At 60.8% G+C, this 15,879-nt stretch carries 10 protein-coding genes and 1 pseudogene; 7 read left to right on the top strand and 4 right to left on the bottom strand.

The annotated features are described in order from the left end of the window. Positions 1 to 450: 450 nt before the first annotated feature. Positions 451 to 5,313, top strand: a complete 4,863-nt coding sequence (locus tag RTO53_RS03560) for an RHS repeat-associated core domain-containing protein (RefSeq protein ID WP_312236507.1) — start codon at positions 451 to 453, stop codon at positions 5,311 to 5,313. Between the two features lie 439 nt (positions 5,314 to 5,752). On the opposite strand, the pseudogene RTO53_RS03555 reads toward RTO53_RS03560, so the two are convergent. Next, positions 5,753 to 6,154 (bottom strand): annotated as a pseudogene (locus RTO53_RS03555) (sigma 54-interacting transcriptional regulator); the annotation flags it as partial. 93 nt (positions 6,155 to 6,247) lie between these two features. Between RTO53_RS03555 and RTO53_RS03550 the strand changes: the two are divergent. From RTO53_RS03550 to RTO53_RS03540, 3 genes are all read left to right on the top strand, one after another. Further along, positions 6,248 to 6,967, top strand: coding sequence for an RHS repeat-associated core domain-containing protein (locus RTO53_RS03550; RefSeq protein ID WP_312236506.1), 720 nt, complete (start codon positions 6,248 to 6,250; stop codon positions 6,965 to 6,967). 5 nt (positions 6,968 to 6,972) lie between these two features. After that, positions 6,973 to 7,293 (top strand): hypothetical protein, encoded by a 321-nt coding sequence (locus RTO53_RS03545; RefSeq protein WP_312236505.1) that lies wholly within the window; start codon positions 6,973 to 6,975, stop codon positions 7,291 to 7,293. 459 nt (positions 7,294 to 7,752) lie between these two features. After that, the gene (locus RTO53_RS03540; RefSeq protein ID WP_312236504.1) at positions 7,753 to 8,055 is read left to right on the top strand and encodes a hypothetical protein; all 303 of its coding nucleotides are present in this window, start codon (positions 7,753 to 7,755) and stop codon (positions 8,053 to 8,055) included. Between the two features lie 678 nt (positions 8,056 to 8,733). On the opposite strand, the gene RTO53_RS03535 is transcribed toward RTO53_RS03540, so the two are convergent. Next, positions 8,734 to 8,952 (bottom strand): helix-turn-helix domain-containing protein, encoded by a 219-nt coding sequence (locus RTO53_RS03535; protein WP_312236503.1) that lies wholly within the window; start codon positions 8,950 to 8,952, stop codon positions 8,734 to 8,736. Here RTO53_RS03535 and RTO53_RS03530 point away from each other — a divergent pair. Next, a complete protein-coding gene (locus tag RTO53_RS03530; RefSeq protein ID WP_312236502.1) occupies positions 8,932 to 9,306 on the top strand; it encodes a DUF6869 domain-containing protein in 375 nt (124 codons plus the stop codon). The two genes, RTO53_RS03535 and RTO53_RS03530, sit on opposite strands and share 21 nt — an antisense overlap. Positions 9,307 to 10,197: 891 nt before the next feature. Here RTO53_RS03530 and RTO53_RS03525 read toward each other — a convergent pair. Next, a complete protein-coding gene (locus RTO53_RS03525; protein WP_312236501.1) occupies positions 10,198 to 11,577 on the bottom strand; it encodes a sigma-54 dependent transcriptional regulator in 1,380 nt (459 codons plus the stop codon). 91 nt (positions 11,578 to 11,668) lie between these two features. Next, positions 11,669 to 13,282 (bottom strand): HAMP domain-containing sensor histidine kinase, encoded by a 1,614-nt coding sequence (locus RTO53_RS03520; protein ID WP_312236500.1) that lies wholly within the window; start codon positions 13,280 to 13,282, stop codon positions 11,669 to 11,671. A 340-nt stretch (positions 13,283 to 13,622) separates the two neighbouring features. Here RTO53_RS03520 and sucC point away from each other — a divergent pair, with 340 nt between their 5' ends. Next, positions 13,623 to 14,792, top strand: a complete 1,170-nt coding sequence (gene sucC / locus RTO53_RS03515) for an ADP-forming succinate--CoA ligase subunit beta (protein WP_312236499.1) — start codon at positions 13,623 to 13,625, stop codon at positions 14,790 to 14,792. 175 nt (positions 14,793 to 14,967) lie between these two features. Further along, entirely contained in the window at positions 14,968 to 15,843 is an 876-nt protein-coding gene (gene sucD / locus RTO53_RS03510; protein WP_312236498.1) for a succinate--CoA ligase subunit alpha, read from the top strand. Positions 15,844 to 15,879 lie beyond the last annotated feature (36 nt).

The raw sequence follows: 15,879 nt of genomic DNA, 5'->3' as shown, positions 1-15,879 counted from the left end.
GTAGTCACCCATGGGGTGCTCTGACGGTGGGGGGGCGTGCACGGTGAGATGGTGTGGGTGGGGGGGGGTAGCTACTTTGCACACAGTTAAATAGTGTCACCACCGATCGAGGTGGTGCGCGGCCGCGCCGAACAGGTGACCGTGGCGGTATCGACGGTGGCAGTCGCATGGGACGGAATGGGTCGGCGCCCGTGACTGGAGCGGCCAGTTGCCGGCCAGGCATATGAAGCCATGTCCAAGCAGGGGTGTTGCGTAACCAAGGCCTGCCTGGGTCCCGCGCGCCGTCTGTGCGTCTCAAACTGACCTAAGGGCTAGACGCGATGCCAGCGTATGACGTATCGGGGACGTGGCACTCACTTCAAACGCTGATTTTCGTTCACACTCTCCTAGCTAAACAGGCCATATGGAGGCAGGCTCCTGTGGTTGTTCCCAATCCACAAGGAGGTGGTCGTGTTTTTGCGATCCTTGGTATTTCGTTCCGCGCTCGCTCACGCCGATGCAGGCCGCTTTAGCGTCCATGAGAAATCGCTTTTCCGTCAGCATGCTCCAGTGCGATTAGCGATTCTTCTGTTCCTTCTCTCGCTCGCTGGGATCAGCGGTGAGATGGCCTTCGGACAGACGGCTGAGCCTCGCTTCTGCTACGAGACCTGCCATCCAACGCTGCATGCCGCCGAGGCTGAACTTCGCTCAAAGGCCGGCGCATACGGAAGTCTATGGAAGAAGGAGCGGACGTATCTCGACATGGATACCGCGCAGGGGCCGATCCATTTCATTAAGTACGTCCTGGAGGATCAGCCTGCCAGTGTCATGTACAAGGCTGGCTACACGATCGGAGGACACACTGCCCAGGAGGGGGTCTGTACTTCGCTTCCGGGGCCCCACGACACGACCAGCTGCGCGAGCGAGCAAGAAGGCGTTGATGGAGTGATGGCGAAGTTTCGTGCCGCCGCCCCAACGTGTTCTTACGTCGAACTCGGATATGAGGGGAAGTACGGGGCGCCATACGTCCATACAAGGTCCAACGGTACCCATGGGGTCGTGACCTTCACTTCGGTACTTGCAGGCGCGGAGCGCAGGGAATTTCGCTATACGACATGGTGCCCTGGCTGGGGTTCGGGGTCTCCCCCAACCAACGGAAGCCTGGCCCTAACAAAGATACAAACCTTCGAGTGCCCCGCTGGCTTCAAACCAAAGTATGCGGATAACCCTGCGTATATACCGGGGGGCTCGGGCCTGGACTGGCCCCTGATTTGTGAGCCAGTCATGCCGTCGCAGGCGATCTACGTTTATGGTGTCAATCAAACAGAGTCTGCGGCAGCAAACTGCAATCCCTGCTTCCCTGCGACAGGGGACAAGGCTCGATCAGAAATCGATTTCACCTTTGCGGGTCGGCCTTTCACCCGCTATTACCATTCGTTGGGCCAACTCCAATCGGGGCCTGAGCTTGGGGCGAATTGGTCGCACACTTACTCGGGCGTACTCACCTCAACGGTGGGGCAGGCGCGAATCACCGAACGCGGTTACCTGCAGACGTACTCTTCGGGGCGTGGTAATCAGGTCGCAGGGGAGACGCTTAAAAGGCTCTCGAATGGACAGTTCGAGCTAATCGAGGCCTCTGGCTTCAAGAGGACGTACAGCGCACAGGGCAGGCTCGTCGCAGTGGATGAAGGTGATCCACGAACTGCGGTCACCCTTGTCTATGACGCGAAGGACAGGCTGTTACGCGTCAGCGATGGCACGGGGCGAGCCTTGGTCTTTGAGTATGAGCAGTCGCGGATCAGCTCCATCACCCTGCCGGACGGCTCCGTGTCGAAGTACGCCTATGACGAGTACAGCAATCTGGTTAGGGTGGACAGACCTGATGGGTCGTTCCGCAAGTACCTGTATGCAGAGCAGGGTCTTGCGCCCGACAAGGGGGCGAACCTGCTGACGGGTATCGTAGAAGGAAACGTCCGCTACGCGAGCTTCACCTATAACGAGGCGGCGAAGGTCACGGGAAGTCGTTTGTTCGCAGACGGCCAACCGGTAGACGTGATCACCATTACCTACAACTCTGATGGTTCGGCAACGTCAGTCAACAACCTTGGTGATGTCAGGCAGCACGCGATCGGAGGCGGGCAGTTCCGCCAGATTACCCAAACGGTCGACGCGCAGGGAACGCGATCCAACGGATTCAGCGACAGTGGCAGACCGACGTCAAGTACCGATGCCTTGGGAAATCGCACGACGTTGTCATACGTGGACTCCAGCAGCGGCCCTATTTCGCAGGTGATGACGAGCACAGAAGAGGCCATTGGCCGTGTAACCCGGATCACCCGGGATGCGGATAACCGTGTTGTTGAGCACCGGGTGAGCCAGAAGAGCGGCGCTGGCGAACAGCTCACGTCGTTGGGCCGCCATGTCTACGATGCGCAAGGGCACGTGCTGTTCTCTTGTCGGTATGACACTAGCCAGAGTACTGAATATGTCTGTGGTTCGCTGGTGTCTGCACCCGGCAACGTTCGCCAATTCCAGAACACGTATTGCTCTGCTTCTGATGCCGCGGTCGATCCTTCGTCGTGCCCACTACCCGGTCTGCAGCTGACCAGGCGTAACCCGGAAGGCTTCGTTGCCCGGTTCGAGTACTACGCGGACAACGATGCCGGTTGTGCTTCCGGCGGGAGTTGCGCATATCGCAAAGGCGATCTGCGTGCACAGATTGATGCACTTGGCCACCGAACCGAATACCTCGAGTACGATGCTGGCGGAAGAGAACTCCAGATCAAAAGGGCCGACGGAACAGAAGTGGAGCGCTTGTACGACCCTATGGGGCGTATGGTCACCGAAACCCTCAAGGGGAGCGTGCCGGCAGATGACCGAGTCAGTGTTTTTGAGTATGGTTCGACCGGCAAGCTTACGCGTACCGTTTCACCGGATGGAGTTTGGACCCGAATGCACTACGACTCGGCCAATCGCCTTGGATCGGTTGAGGATTCCATCGGCAATCGAATCACCTATATCCTGGACGGCGCAGGCAATCGTGTGCGCGAAGAGGTGCTGGACAGCGGCGGTACGCTACGGCGCCTGTTGAATCGCTCCTTTGACACTGCCAGCCGCAATACGCGTGTGGCGGGTGCCGACGGGCATGCAATTCTGCTGCGCTACGATGGCAATAACAACGTACTGGAGTCCGAAGATGCTCTGGGCGTTGTGGCTAGGCAGAGCTACGATGGCGCGGACCGCGTGGTCAACGAAGTTCAGGATAGCGGTGGAATAGCGGCTCAGATGGTGTATGAGTACGCGTCGAACGGTCGGGTCTCCAGTGTGGTTGATCCAAAGGGCCTGCGCACAACCTATAGCTATAACGGCTTTGGCGACCTCATCAAGCAGGAGAGTCCGGACAGCGGCAGTTCCAGCGCAACCGTGGACGCCGTCGGTAACTATAAGACGCACACCGACGCCCGCGGCATAACGTCGGTCTATCAGTATGACGCGCTCAATCGGCTGATCGGCATCAGCTACCCAGATCCCGGCTTGGACATCAACTACGTTTACGATACTGCTTCGGCCTCATGCGCCAATGCTGAGCGCTTTGCCGCTCGTCGCCTTTCCTATGTAAAGCATGCCGGTGGCAGCACCGCTTATTGCTATGACCGCTTTGGCCAGATGGTACGCAAGGTCCAGACAGTCGACGGCGTTTCCAGCACGGTGCGCTATGGATATACGAAGGGCGGCCGATTGGCGCAGCTGATCTACCCCGATGGGATGGTGGTGGACTACGCGCGCGATGGCTTGGGGCGCGTCGGTGAGGTTGGTTTGACTCGGCCGGGCCAGGCTCGCAAGGTCGTGCTGAATCAGGTCAGCTATGCGCCATTCGGGCCGGCCACAGGGTGGACTTACGGCAATGGCCGTACCTTGCAGCGCCCGCTGGACCAGGATTACCGCCCGGTTTCTGTGCATGATTCGGCGTCTGGGGGGCTTTCGTTGGGACTCGGCTACGACGCCGTGGGGGCAATCGCTGAGCTGAAAGACGGTGCCGGAAACGCAGTGCTGGCGCAGTACGATTACGATGCCCTTGGCCGCCTCACGCAGACGCAGGATGGCGCCACGGGAACTCCGATTGAGACATACGCCTATGACGCAACGGGAAACCGGACTGCCCTGACTACGGCGGCGGGAACAGCTACCTACACCTACCCCGCCAACAGCCACCGTTTGGTCGCTGTTGACGGCGAAATGCGCAATTACGATGCAACCGGCAATACGTTGAATATTGGAAGTCGTGAGTTCGTCTACAGTGATGCCGGCCGCATGAGCGAGACCAGGCAGAGCGGTGAGGTGGTGGAGCGCTACACCTACAATGATCGCGGCGAGCGTATACAACGGGTCGGCGCCTCGAACGATGCCCTGCTGACGATTTATGATGAAGCGGGTCAGTGGCTGGGAAACTACAGCAGTACCGGCCAGGCCCTGCAGCAGGCGATCTGGCTTGACGACGTTCCCGTGGCACTGGTCAGCACGGTGGCTCCCGGGGTGCCGGAGCTCGCCTACATCGAACCCGACCATCTGGGAACGCCGCGCGTGGTGATTGACCCGGCGCGTAACGTTGCGATCTGGGAATGGAGCAATACGAGCGAAGTGTTCGGCAATCAGGCGCCCAATAGTGACCCGGACGGAGATGGGAGGGCCTTCGAACTGGGTTTAAGGTTCCCAGGCCAGCAGGCCACCGATGGGGCTGGATTGTTCTATAACTATCACCGGGACTACGATGCAGGCAGTGGACGGTATGTGCAGAGCGACCCCTTGGGTCTAGCCGCTGGGTCATCCACCTACGGCTATGTTGGCGGCATGCCAACCGGTGCTTACGATCCGAAGGGGCTGCTTGCAATTCGAGATTCGCTGCTTGGTCCGGGACAAAAGCGGCCGGATGGCACCGTCTACTGTGACGACGGAGTTGTGAAGCCATTCATCAACTGGACTCGCCTTTCCACCTATGAACGGGATTGCATAGGCGATTGTTTGGCGATTCATGAACAAACCCATGTGTCAGATGCCACGAGATCAAATCCAGGTGTGTGCCGCTATGGCGGCTGGCTTCCCGTGCTACATCCGAAGGGGCTGGTGAACTTCGACAATGCACAGGAGAGACTTGCCAGTGAGGCTAGGGCCTACGCGGCGGAGCTTCGTTGCCTCGCGGCAAAGCTGTCTGAGCAATTCTGTATTGGTGGGACTTGCAAGAAGGTTGTGAGAGCCCGAATCAATGACATCATTAAGAAAATTCTTCCAGACGTGTTCGACGGGACGTATCCAAATGGAAACTTTGGCGCAGAGTAGGTTGGGGTTGATTGTGCTGGCAGTGTCAATGGGGGTTGCAGCGTGCTCCAAACCGCCCATCGTTTGTGGGGGTGAGATAAGTCCCAAGAACGCCACCGACGCTGATTTGCGCCTTGTGAGCATCGCGAGGGCCCAGTCGGCAGACCTATGTAACCTGCCAAATTCGGCATGTGACTTCCATGTCTACAAAACCAAGGCAGGTCGGACGGTCAAGGCCACGCGGGTGACTGCCTACGATGGACGATGCGTTACCCGTATTGGCGATGATCGGTTTTATGCTTTTGATGAGTCGGGAAGGCTGGAGGACGTGATCAATGGGCTTTAGAGAGTCTGCGCAGCTATCGGGAATTTAGGAGATCTCGCCACGCGGGCCGTATGTTGTGGTGCGGTCCCTGGTAGAGCCCTTGGTGGGTCATCGGGCCGTTGTGCTAGTCGCATTTACGTTGATGCGGTAGTACAGATCATGGCGGAAGCGACCATCCTCGACCAGTTCGCCCAGGTCCTTGTGGGGGGGGGGCGAGAGGATGCGTACATCCACCGGCCCAAAGGGTTGGCGACCACGTATGCCTACGATGGCTTCGGTCAGCTCACGACACAGACGAGCCCGGATACCGGCGTCACCCAGTTCACCTTCGACCGACTCGGCAGCGAGTGGCAATATGCCTATGACCTGGCCGGCCGGCTTGGTAGCGCGACCCGAGCAGCTCCGCGCAGGCCAGTTACCGCCACAACGCGGCAGGCCAGCGCGTGTTGCAGCAGTTGGGTGCTGAAAAGACGCTGCACCTGCATGGTGAGGGCGGCGAGTGGTTGGGCAGGTATGGTGCAAGCGGTGCCCCGGCACAGCAGGTCGTATGGCTAGGTTCCCGGCCTGTCGGACTGATTCAGGCGGGTAAGGTGCTCTATATCGAGTCCGACCATCGGGTCGCCGCGTGCATTGATCGATCCGCAGCGGGATGTCGCTGTATGGTGCTGGCGCCTGCTTGGTGAGGCGTTTGGGTCCGGCATGTCGGCTGAGGGTCCTGATCAGGACGGAATTCTTCAGCCCTTCGATCTTCGCTTCTCGGGTCAGAAGGTGGAGTTGATTTCCGGGCTGAGCTACGACTACTTCAGGGACTATGATTACCAAGTTGGTCGATATGCACAAAGCGATCCTGTCGGCTTGCGAGCTGGTGCTTCAACATATGCATTGTCCCGGTTGTCTCCATTGAGTAATGTCGACCCTATGGGATTGGTGGCTTGGCGTGGCTATGCGCACGGAATTGCGGGTGGCAACTGGGGTTTTGCAGGGGCCAAGTACAATTTCCACTTGGAATCGGAGTGCGTTAACGGAAAAAGGGGTATCGTTGACTTGGATGTCTACTGGTTCGGTGCCGGTTTTGGTGCTCCAGTTACATATACAGCTTCAAGGGTGGCGCTTGAGGATGGCGCGGCGGACGTGAATCCCCAGAATCTGATTGGCCGTACTGTCCTTTACGGTGGCGGTCTCTCGCTTGGCGGCGGGGCAAGCTACTCAGACTTGATGCTCGGATCGGCGCGATCTGAGCTTTCGTGGGCTGGGCAAGGCGGCTTTGACGCTTCGCTCTACGCCTATCCAAAAGGTATCTCCATGTTTGATGGGCCTCCTCAGGTCATCAACTGTGGGTGTGGTCTCTAGAAGCAATGGATGAACTGATTCCCTACATGTTTTACTGCATGGTAGTTAACGTGCTTAGTCGAACCTGCGCGGTAGCGATCGCCAGGCGAGAGCGAGACAGAACGTCCGGTGAAGAGCAGCTTGCTGCTCTCCCGGTCATGCCAACGCGGGAATTAATGGTAATGCGCGACGCATTCTTCGCGTGCGTTGCCATCATCAGGGAGCGGAGATTTAGAAGTCCGATCGCTATTGTTGCGTTCGTCCACCTTTGCTCGCTGGCTGCGTTCGTCATGATGCTTCTAGCTATGGGCTTCGTTCCGTTGTTGCAGTTTTTCCTGGATGGCTGATGCGAGTGACAGGTCTCTTGCTAGGAGCAGTGGGATACTGCGGGCGTGGTTTTACCATGAGTAGTCTAGGGCTGAAAATTTACGAGCCATGTCAACTTTAAGGACCCTGGTCAGTGGCTAGGGTCCACGTCGGGTGTGAGTTGCAACTATTTTTCGCGACTATGATCCCAGCGTCGGTCGATACATCGAATGCGATCAATTGGCTTGGACGGAGGGATCTCCACTTGACTGTATTGGATGCGAGCCCGGTTATGTTCAAAGGTCCAAGATGAGATGCCCGGCTTTGTAAAGGAGTGCGCGCTGAGAAGCGGATTCGCGGGCCGATCCGCCCCTGAGCCAGCTCCAGATAAGAGGTGGAACTTGGAAGCGTCACCGGGAGCAAGGGCTGCGCTGTATGGAGGTGCTGCTCTGTGGATGTTGGGAACTCTCATCTGGGATTGGTGATGTATGAATGATCAAATGTTCGAGAAGGATGATCTGCACGATGCCTTGCTTCACCGCATCTGCATTGACTTGTCATCTCGTTTGGTCGAAATAGAGATGGCGTACTACGCTTCAAGCGATGACAGGCAGAGGACGCCAGGAGTTCTTCGAATAGAAGGGGTTGGCTCGCTCTCCGCGATCCTTGGTTTGATGTCCCTTGACTCGCATGCCAGATTTGGCAATTTCGTCTCTTGGGTTCCATCTGCGCATGGCCATGGATATCTCTATCTTGCGAACGGCTGCATTCAGGTGGCCTACGAGAGGTACGAGATCTGCTGAATTGGCCGGATCAACGACATCAATAAAATATTCTTCCAGACGTATTCAACGGGACGTATCCGAATGGTGGCTAAGCTGCGGAGTAGATTGGTTTTGACTGTGGTGGTCGCGTCATTGGTAGTGGCGGCCTGTTCCAAGCCGCCCATCACTTGCGTCGGCGAAGTAAACCCAAAGAGCGCTACTGACGCCGAATTGCAGCTTGTAGATATTGCGAGAGAACAGTCGGCAGATCTATGTAATCAGCCAGATTCTGCATGTGACTTCGATGTCTACAAAACAAAGGCAGGTCGCACCGTCAAGGCGACGCGGAGCTTTGCATATGATGGACGATGCATAACCCGCATAGGCGACGAACGATTCTTCAGTTTTGATGAGTCGGGACGGCTTGAGAGCGTGATCAACGGGCTTTAGGTCATCGGCGCAGTCATCAGGAGCGAAGAAAGCCGTGGCATGTGGGCCGTGTTCGAGTGGCCGGCCTCTGCAGAATATCTGACGGCTGTTTGGGCTGGTGTGCCGGCCCATCTTGAAGTTGAAGGCTGGGTTTGCGGGGTTATTTGCGTGCGTGAGCGTGCGGCGCTCGGATGCGACTCCCAAGCCTTGGCTGCTAACGTGTGGGAGGCAATGGAGTAGCCACGCATCGCGTCACTCAGACGTAGCGGTGGCGATTGATCGCCTCCCTCAATCCATCCGCAGCTTCTTCAGCTTGTACCGCAGCACCCGGAGCGTAATCCCCAACTGCGCCGCCGTCCGGGTCTGGTGAATCTTCGCGGGTACCTTGAGGTGGCAGACGCGATGAACTGCAAAGGTTATCCTTCCGACGCTTGGGAGTGGGCAACGAAGCCAGTCCCGACTCAGCCTGCACCGAGGTAGTTTTTGATGGAATTTTTGAACCGCCATGCTTTGGCAAGGGCTTGGGTTGCCTTGCAGGGCGCCACTGATGGTTCCGCTCTACAGAGCGATTCCCAATGGTCTGCAATTCAGCTCAATATGATGTGTATTGAGGATCCTGAACGGGCATGGGGATTGGTTGTCGAGATATTTGAATTGAGTTCCGACCCTTGGGTGCTGGAAAATCTGGGGGCTGGCCCTGTGGAAACGCTGTTGAGCTTGCATGGCCAATTTGCATTGAACGCTATTGAGTCGTACATGTCGGAGAAGAAGGCCTTTTTGGGTGTCTTGGCCCATGTGTGGCGCGATGCACTGTCGCCGGAAGTCGCACAAGGGCTGACGTCTCTAACCAAGAGACGGTGAGCGCGAATTCAGTTCTGTTGAATTTGCGATGGGACATGTTCTACGTGGTCGCCAATCTCGCGCTGGCTAGCTTGGCAATATGTCTTTCGAATTCGCTTGAGTGACGCTGTTGCGTCGAACTGGGGAACTCGACCAAGGTGATGATTAGTTGGCCGACAGTTGCTTCAACGCTTACGCTTGCGCCGACTCTGAAGCCTGCGTTCTCCAGCCAATGGCCGTGTACCGAGAGGCAAGGCGCAGTGCCGTCGCCGAAGCTGTCCATCCATGCGTATGTTCGCGCGCGTACTGTGTAGTGGCGCGGTCGTGCGAAGTAGGTAGGTGGATTTAGGGGGAGAGTGGGGTGTTGCGTGCCGAGCGCATGAGAAGCCTCCATGGGGATATCTCCCTCGCCTCTAGGGCAAGGGAGCCGGGAGGTTCAAATCCGCGTACGTAAGTGTGGCGTGGCATTTTTCCCCGGATGAGGAGTCTTGTATTAGCCACCCTCCCGACATGGGGCGTCCATGATTTTGCGCGTGCATGGAGATTTGAAGCTCCGTCGCACCACGCACGGTGATGCGATCGATAGCTAATCACTTGTGCCTGTTGCTTGTTCGGGGTTTTAGTAGGCGTTGCCAACATCGTGTCGAGAGCGGCTTGGGTTTGGCAGACAGTGCGTGCGGTGGTGCCGTATTGTTGGGACGTTGGCGTCATGTTGGCCGAGTATTACGTTGGACACCCATTGCGTGTCTCTACGCGGGTGGCTACGTGCACGTGACCGGTAGCGACACGCCATGCGTGTCCATCGCAATGCCGGGCGATGCGGGTGCGGTTGGCACCCGTTGGATATTGGGTGTTGCGTTGTTAAGTGGCAGCCACGCAGTGCATGGCTATACGGTCAATCCTGGCCAGGATTCAATCCATCCCCAGCTTCTTCAACTTGTACCGCAACGCCCGGAACGTAATCCCCAGCTGCGCCGCAGTGCGCGTCTTGTTCCACCGGTTTTCTTCCAGCGCCTTCTGGATCGCGGTGCGCTCCATCTGCTCGATGTAGGAGGGCAGGGCGCCGTTGCCGGGGGACAGGTCGACCACGGCTTCTTCCACCGCGGCATTGCTGCCGGGGCGTACGCCGCCGTGCTGCGGCAGACGCAGGTCGCTGGCGCCGATGCTGTCGGTCTCGGCCAAGGCGAGCGCGCGCTCGAGGATGTTTTCCAGCTCGCGCACGTTGCCGGGGAAATGGTACTGGCCCAGCGCGTCCAGGGCGGACGGCGCCAGCAGCGGGGTGGCGCGTTCGTGGGTGCGGGCCAGTCGGGCCAGGATCGAGGCGGCCAGCTGCGGCAGGTCGCTGCGGCGCTCGCGCAGCGGCGGCACGCGCAGTTCGATTACATTGATGCGGTAGTACAGGTCATGGCGGAAGCGGCCATCCTCGACCAGTTCGCCCAGGTCCTTGTGGGTGGCCGAGAGGATGCGTACATCCACCGGTACTTCGGTGGCCGAGCCGACCGGGCGGATCGATTTTTCCTGGATGGCGCGCAGCAGCTTGACCTGCATCTGCAGCGGCAGTTCGGCCACTTCATCCAGGAACAGGGTGCCGCCATGCGCGGCCTGGAACAGCCCCGGCTTGTCGGCGTGGGCGCCGCTGAAGCTGCCCTTCTTGTGCCCGAAGAATTCGCTCTCCATCAGCTCGGACGGAATCGCGCCGCAGTTGACCGGCACGAAGGCACCGGCGGCACGGGCGCTCTGTGCGTGGATGGTGCGTGCCACCAGTTCCTTGCCGACGCCGGATTCGCCGAGGATGTAGACCGGCGCCTGGCTGCGCGCGACCTTGGCGATGGTGCCGCGCAGGGCGTCCATGGCCGGCGATTCGCCGAGCAGGCGTGCGGCCTGGTCGCTGACCAGCGCGGCCGGCACGACGCGTTCGCTGTTGTTGAGCTCCAGCGCGTGCTTGACCAGCCCGCGCAGGACCGAGATGTCCACCGGCTTGCTGACGAAGTCGAAGGCGCCCGCCTTCAGCGCTTCCACGGCCAGGTCCATGCTGCCGAAGGCGGTGATCATCGCCACCGGGGTGCGCGGGTAGTGCTGGGCGATCTCGGTGACCAGTTCGATGCCGTTGCCGTCGGGCAGCCGCATGTCGGTGATGCACAGGTCGTAGGGATTGCTGGCCAGCAGCTCGCGGGCTTCAGCGAGGTTGGCTGCGGTGCTGATGCGCAGGCCCATGCGGCCCAGGGTCAGTACCAGCAGTTCGCGGATGTCACGTTCGTCGTCGACGACGAGGGCGCTGCGGTTTTCGTTCATATGGGGGAAAGATAGCCGAGGGCGGTTGTATCCGACAAATGTTTGACGGGGTGGGGATGACGCGTTCGAATCCATGGCGCTGCGCACGGCTTCATTGCGGCAGCATCGTGTGCGGGCCGGGCAGGATCAGCCGGAAGCAGGCGCCGCCGGCGGGCACCGAGACGTACTCCAGGCGGGCCTGGTTGGCGCGGCACAGTTCGCGGGCGATATACAGGCCCAGGCCGGTGCCGTGCTCGGAGGTGGTGAAGAACGGGCGGAACAGCTGGTTGGCCACGGTCTCCGGAATGCCGGGGCCCCGGTCCATCACGTCGATCACCGCCGCGCGGTCCTGGCGGGCCACACGCAGCCGCACCCGTGCCGGGTCCTGCGCGATGCGGCCGTACTTGAGCGCGTTGTGCACCAGCACGGTGAGGATCTGGTGCAGGTGGCGCGGGTCGATCAGCGCATGCACGGAGGTCTCGGTGATGATCGGCTCGACGCTGTCGGTCTCTAGGCTCAGCCCCTGCTTGTACTCCAGCACGAAGCGGCGCACGAATGCGGCCAGGTCCAGGTTTTCCGGGTTGGCGCGCTCGCGCCGGGCCAGGCCGAGCACGCTTTCGACGATGCCGTTGGTGCGCTGGCACTGCTGGTGGATGATCTGCTGCAGGCGCCGGTCGGTGTCACCGATGGCGGTGGATTCCTCCAGCAGCTGGGCGGCATAGTTGATCGCCGCCAGCGGGTTGCGGATCTCATGGGCCAGGCTGGCCGAGAAGCGGCCCATCGCCGACAACGTCAGCGATTCGGCGCGCCGGGAGACCACGGTGGAGTCGTCCAGGAACACCAGGGTCAGGTCGCTGCCGGCCAGCAGGCGGGCGAAGCGCGGCTGCACTTCCGGCTGGTCGGGCGAGAGCTGCAGCGGGGTTTCCTCATTGTTCCAGCCGTTGCGCCAGCGCTGCAGGCGCCGGCTCAGGTCGGGCGCGGCGCTGCCCAGGTCCAGCCGGCCGCTGCCACCGTCGCCGTCGGCATCGCCGATCAGGGTCGAGGCGGCCTCGTTGGCCAGGGTGATGCGGTTGGCGCCGTCCACCACCAATACGCCGGTGCGCATGCGGCGGATGATCAGCTCGTTGATTTCAAAAAGGTTGGCGACCTCGTCGCCGCGCTGGTTGGCCAGCTGCTGGTTGCGGCGTGCGCGGTTGCCGACCTGGTAGCTCACGTAGGCCAGGGCCAGGTAACTGGTGATGAACATCGCCAGCTCGGCCAGGGTGCGGGTGGGGTCACCGCCTTCGAGCAGCTTCCACAGGTATTCGCCGGCGGTGGCGGCGCTGGCGGTCAGCGCGATGCCCATGCCCAGCGACAACGGCAGCAGCGTGGCGGCGGCGGCGATGCTGAAGAGCAGGGACATCGACAGGCCGGCGCTCGCCCCGGGCAGCGCATGGGCGAGCAGGGTGGCGGCGATGATGTCCACGATCACGCTGCCGATCACGATCGGGCGCAGCCAGCGTTCGTTGCGGCCGGTCACCAGGATCAGCAGCGACAGGCCCAGGTAGGCGCAGCTGACCACGGCGGCCAGGCGCGGGTGGTCGGCGACACCGACCAGCGTGCTCAGCGGACTGAACAGCAGGGCCGCGATCACGGCGGCGATCAGCAGGCGGTAGAGGGCAAAGAAGTACAGCTCCCGCTTCGGTATGGATTCGATGCGGTCGATCAATGAAGCACTGGGTGACACGCCGGAACTCCCCTTCAGGCATGCAGCCAGTGTAGAGGGTGTGGCCGCGCCGTGGGGGTGCCGGTAGTGGCGAACGATGCCGGCCGCCAATGGCGCATGCCCGGGCAGGTCCCGGCCCGGCTTGCGCACTGCCATGGCCGGGCCCCCGGGGCAGGGCCGGGGGGCGTGCCGCAACTGCCTGAAAAATCGCCGGAAAGGGCCGGCACCGCCGGACGACCGCGCGCGTCTTTGCGCCTGCGCGCCGGCTCGTCCACAATAGTGGGCCCGCCGCGGTCCTTACCGGCGCCCCGTGAGGGAGCCCTGGAGATGCGTGCGGTCGTTCCTATACCCACGGTGACGCATGAATTTCCACGAATACCAGTCAAAACAACTGCTTGCCGAGTACGGCATTCCCGTCCCGGCCGGCAAGGTCGCGGCTACCCCGGATGAAGCAGTCGCAGCGGCCAACGCCCTGGGCCAGGGCCCCTGGATGGTCAAGGCGCAGATCCACGCGGGCGGCCGCGGCAAGGCTGGCGGCGTCAAGTTCTGCAAGACCACCGACGACGTGAAGGCCGCTGCGGCCAAGATGCTCGGCACCAAGATGGCCACCTACCAGACCGCCGGCGTCGAGCTGCCGGTCAACCTGGTGCTGGTGACCACCGCCGGTGAGATCGTCAAGGAACTGTACCTGTCGGTACTGGTCGACCGCGGCACCAAGACCATCACCTACATCGCCTCTTCGGAAGGCGGCGTGGAGATCGAGCAGGTTGCGGCTGAAACCCCGGAGCTGATCCACTCGCTCAACGTCGACTTCGTCGAAGGCGTGCAGGGTTACCACGGCCGTGATTTCGGCTTCAAGCTGGGCCTGACCGCCAAGCAGGCCGGCCAGTTCGCCAGCATCATGGTGAATCTGTACCGCCTGTTCAACGAAAAGGACCTGGCGCTGGTTGAAATCAACCCGCTGGCGATCCTGGACGACGGCAACCTGTACGCGCTGGACGGCAAGTTCGACAGCGACGACAACGCCGCGTTCCGTCAGAAGGCGCTGGTTGCCATGCGCGACAAGACCCAGGAAGACGAAACCGAAGTAACCGCTTCGGAGCTGGACATCAACTACGTCACCATGGACGGCAACATCGGCTGCATGGTCAACGGCGCCGGACTGGCCATGGCCACCATGGACGTCATCAAGCTCAACGGCGGCGAGCCGGCGAACTTCCTGGACGTGGGCGGCGGTGCGAACAAGCAGCGCGTCATCGAGGCGTTCAAGCTGATCCTGTCCTCGGACAAGGTCGAAGGCATCTTCGTCAACATCTTCGGCGGCATCGTCCGCTGCGACATGATCGCCGAAGGCATCATCGCCGCGGTCAAGGAAGTGGGCGTCAAGGTTCCGGTCGTGGTGCGCCTGGAAGGCACCAACGTGGAAGAAGGCAAGCAGCTGCTGCGTGACAGCGGCATGGCCATCATCCCGGCCGACAACATCAACGACGGTGCCAAGAAGGTCGTCGAAGCTGTCAAAGCCGCCGCCTAATTTTCCACGGCATCGGATCGCCGGCAGAATCCTGACGTGCCCCCTTGAGTCAAGGGGGCTGGCACTCCGCACCGCGGAGTGACGGGGGTTCTGGTGGCACGCGGTACGGACCTCGACCTGGTCGATGGCTCCTCCTCCGAAGCCGGCCCAAATAATTTACGAAGGACTTCAAGACATGTCCGTTTTGATCAACAAGAACACCAAGGTGATCGTGCAGGGCTTCACCGGCCAGCAGGGCACCTTCCACGCCACTCAGATGATCGAGTACGGCACCCAGGTTGTTGGCGGCGTGACCCCCGGCAAGGGCGGCACCACCCACATCGACCTGCCGGTCTTCAACACCGTCGCCGACGCCGTGTCGGCCACCGGTGCCAACGCCTCGGTCATCTACGTGCCGCCGCCGTACGCGGCCGATGCGATCCTGGAAGCCGCTGCTGCCGGCATCAAGGTCATCGTGTGCATCACCGAAGGCATCCCGGTGCTGGACATGCTGCGCGTCAAGAACGTGCTGACCCGCTCGCATCCGGACACCGTGCTGGTCGGTCCGAACTGCCCCGGCGTGATCACCCCGGGCGAGTGCAAGATCGGCATCATGCCGGGCCACATCCACATGCCGGGCAAGATCGGCATCGTGTCGCGTTCGGGCACGCTGACCTATGAAGCGGTCAAGCAGACCACCGAAGTCGGCCTGGGCCAGTCCACCTGCATCGGCATCGGTGGTGACCCGATCAACGGCCTGAACTTCGTCGACTGCCTGAAGCTGTTCAACGAAGATCCGCAGACCCTGGGCATCATCATGGTCGGCGAAATCGGCGGCGACGCTGAAGAAGCCGGTGCCGAGTACATCAAGCAGTTCGTGAAGAAGCCGGTCGTCGGCTTCATCGCCGGTGCGTCGGCCCCGGCCGGCAAGCGCATGGGCCACGCCGGTGCGATCGCCTCGGGCGGCAAGGGCACGGCCGAAGGCAAGTTTGCCGCCATGGAAGCTGCCGGCGTTGTGACCGTCCGTTCGCCGGGCGACCTGGGCGCTGCCATCGCCAAGCTGGTGAAATAAGCCGCCCGCCGCGCGGTAGAGCCGAGCCATGCTCGG

Origin of the sequence: Stenotrophomonas sp., assembly GCF_031995405.1 — a bacterium.
Lineage (GTDB): Bacteria > Pseudomonadota > Gammaproteobacteria > Xanthomonadales > Xanthomonadaceae > Stenotrophomonas.
Note: the sequence above shows the minus strand (reverse complement) of the source record. Positions and strands in the feature narration are given on the sequence as shown.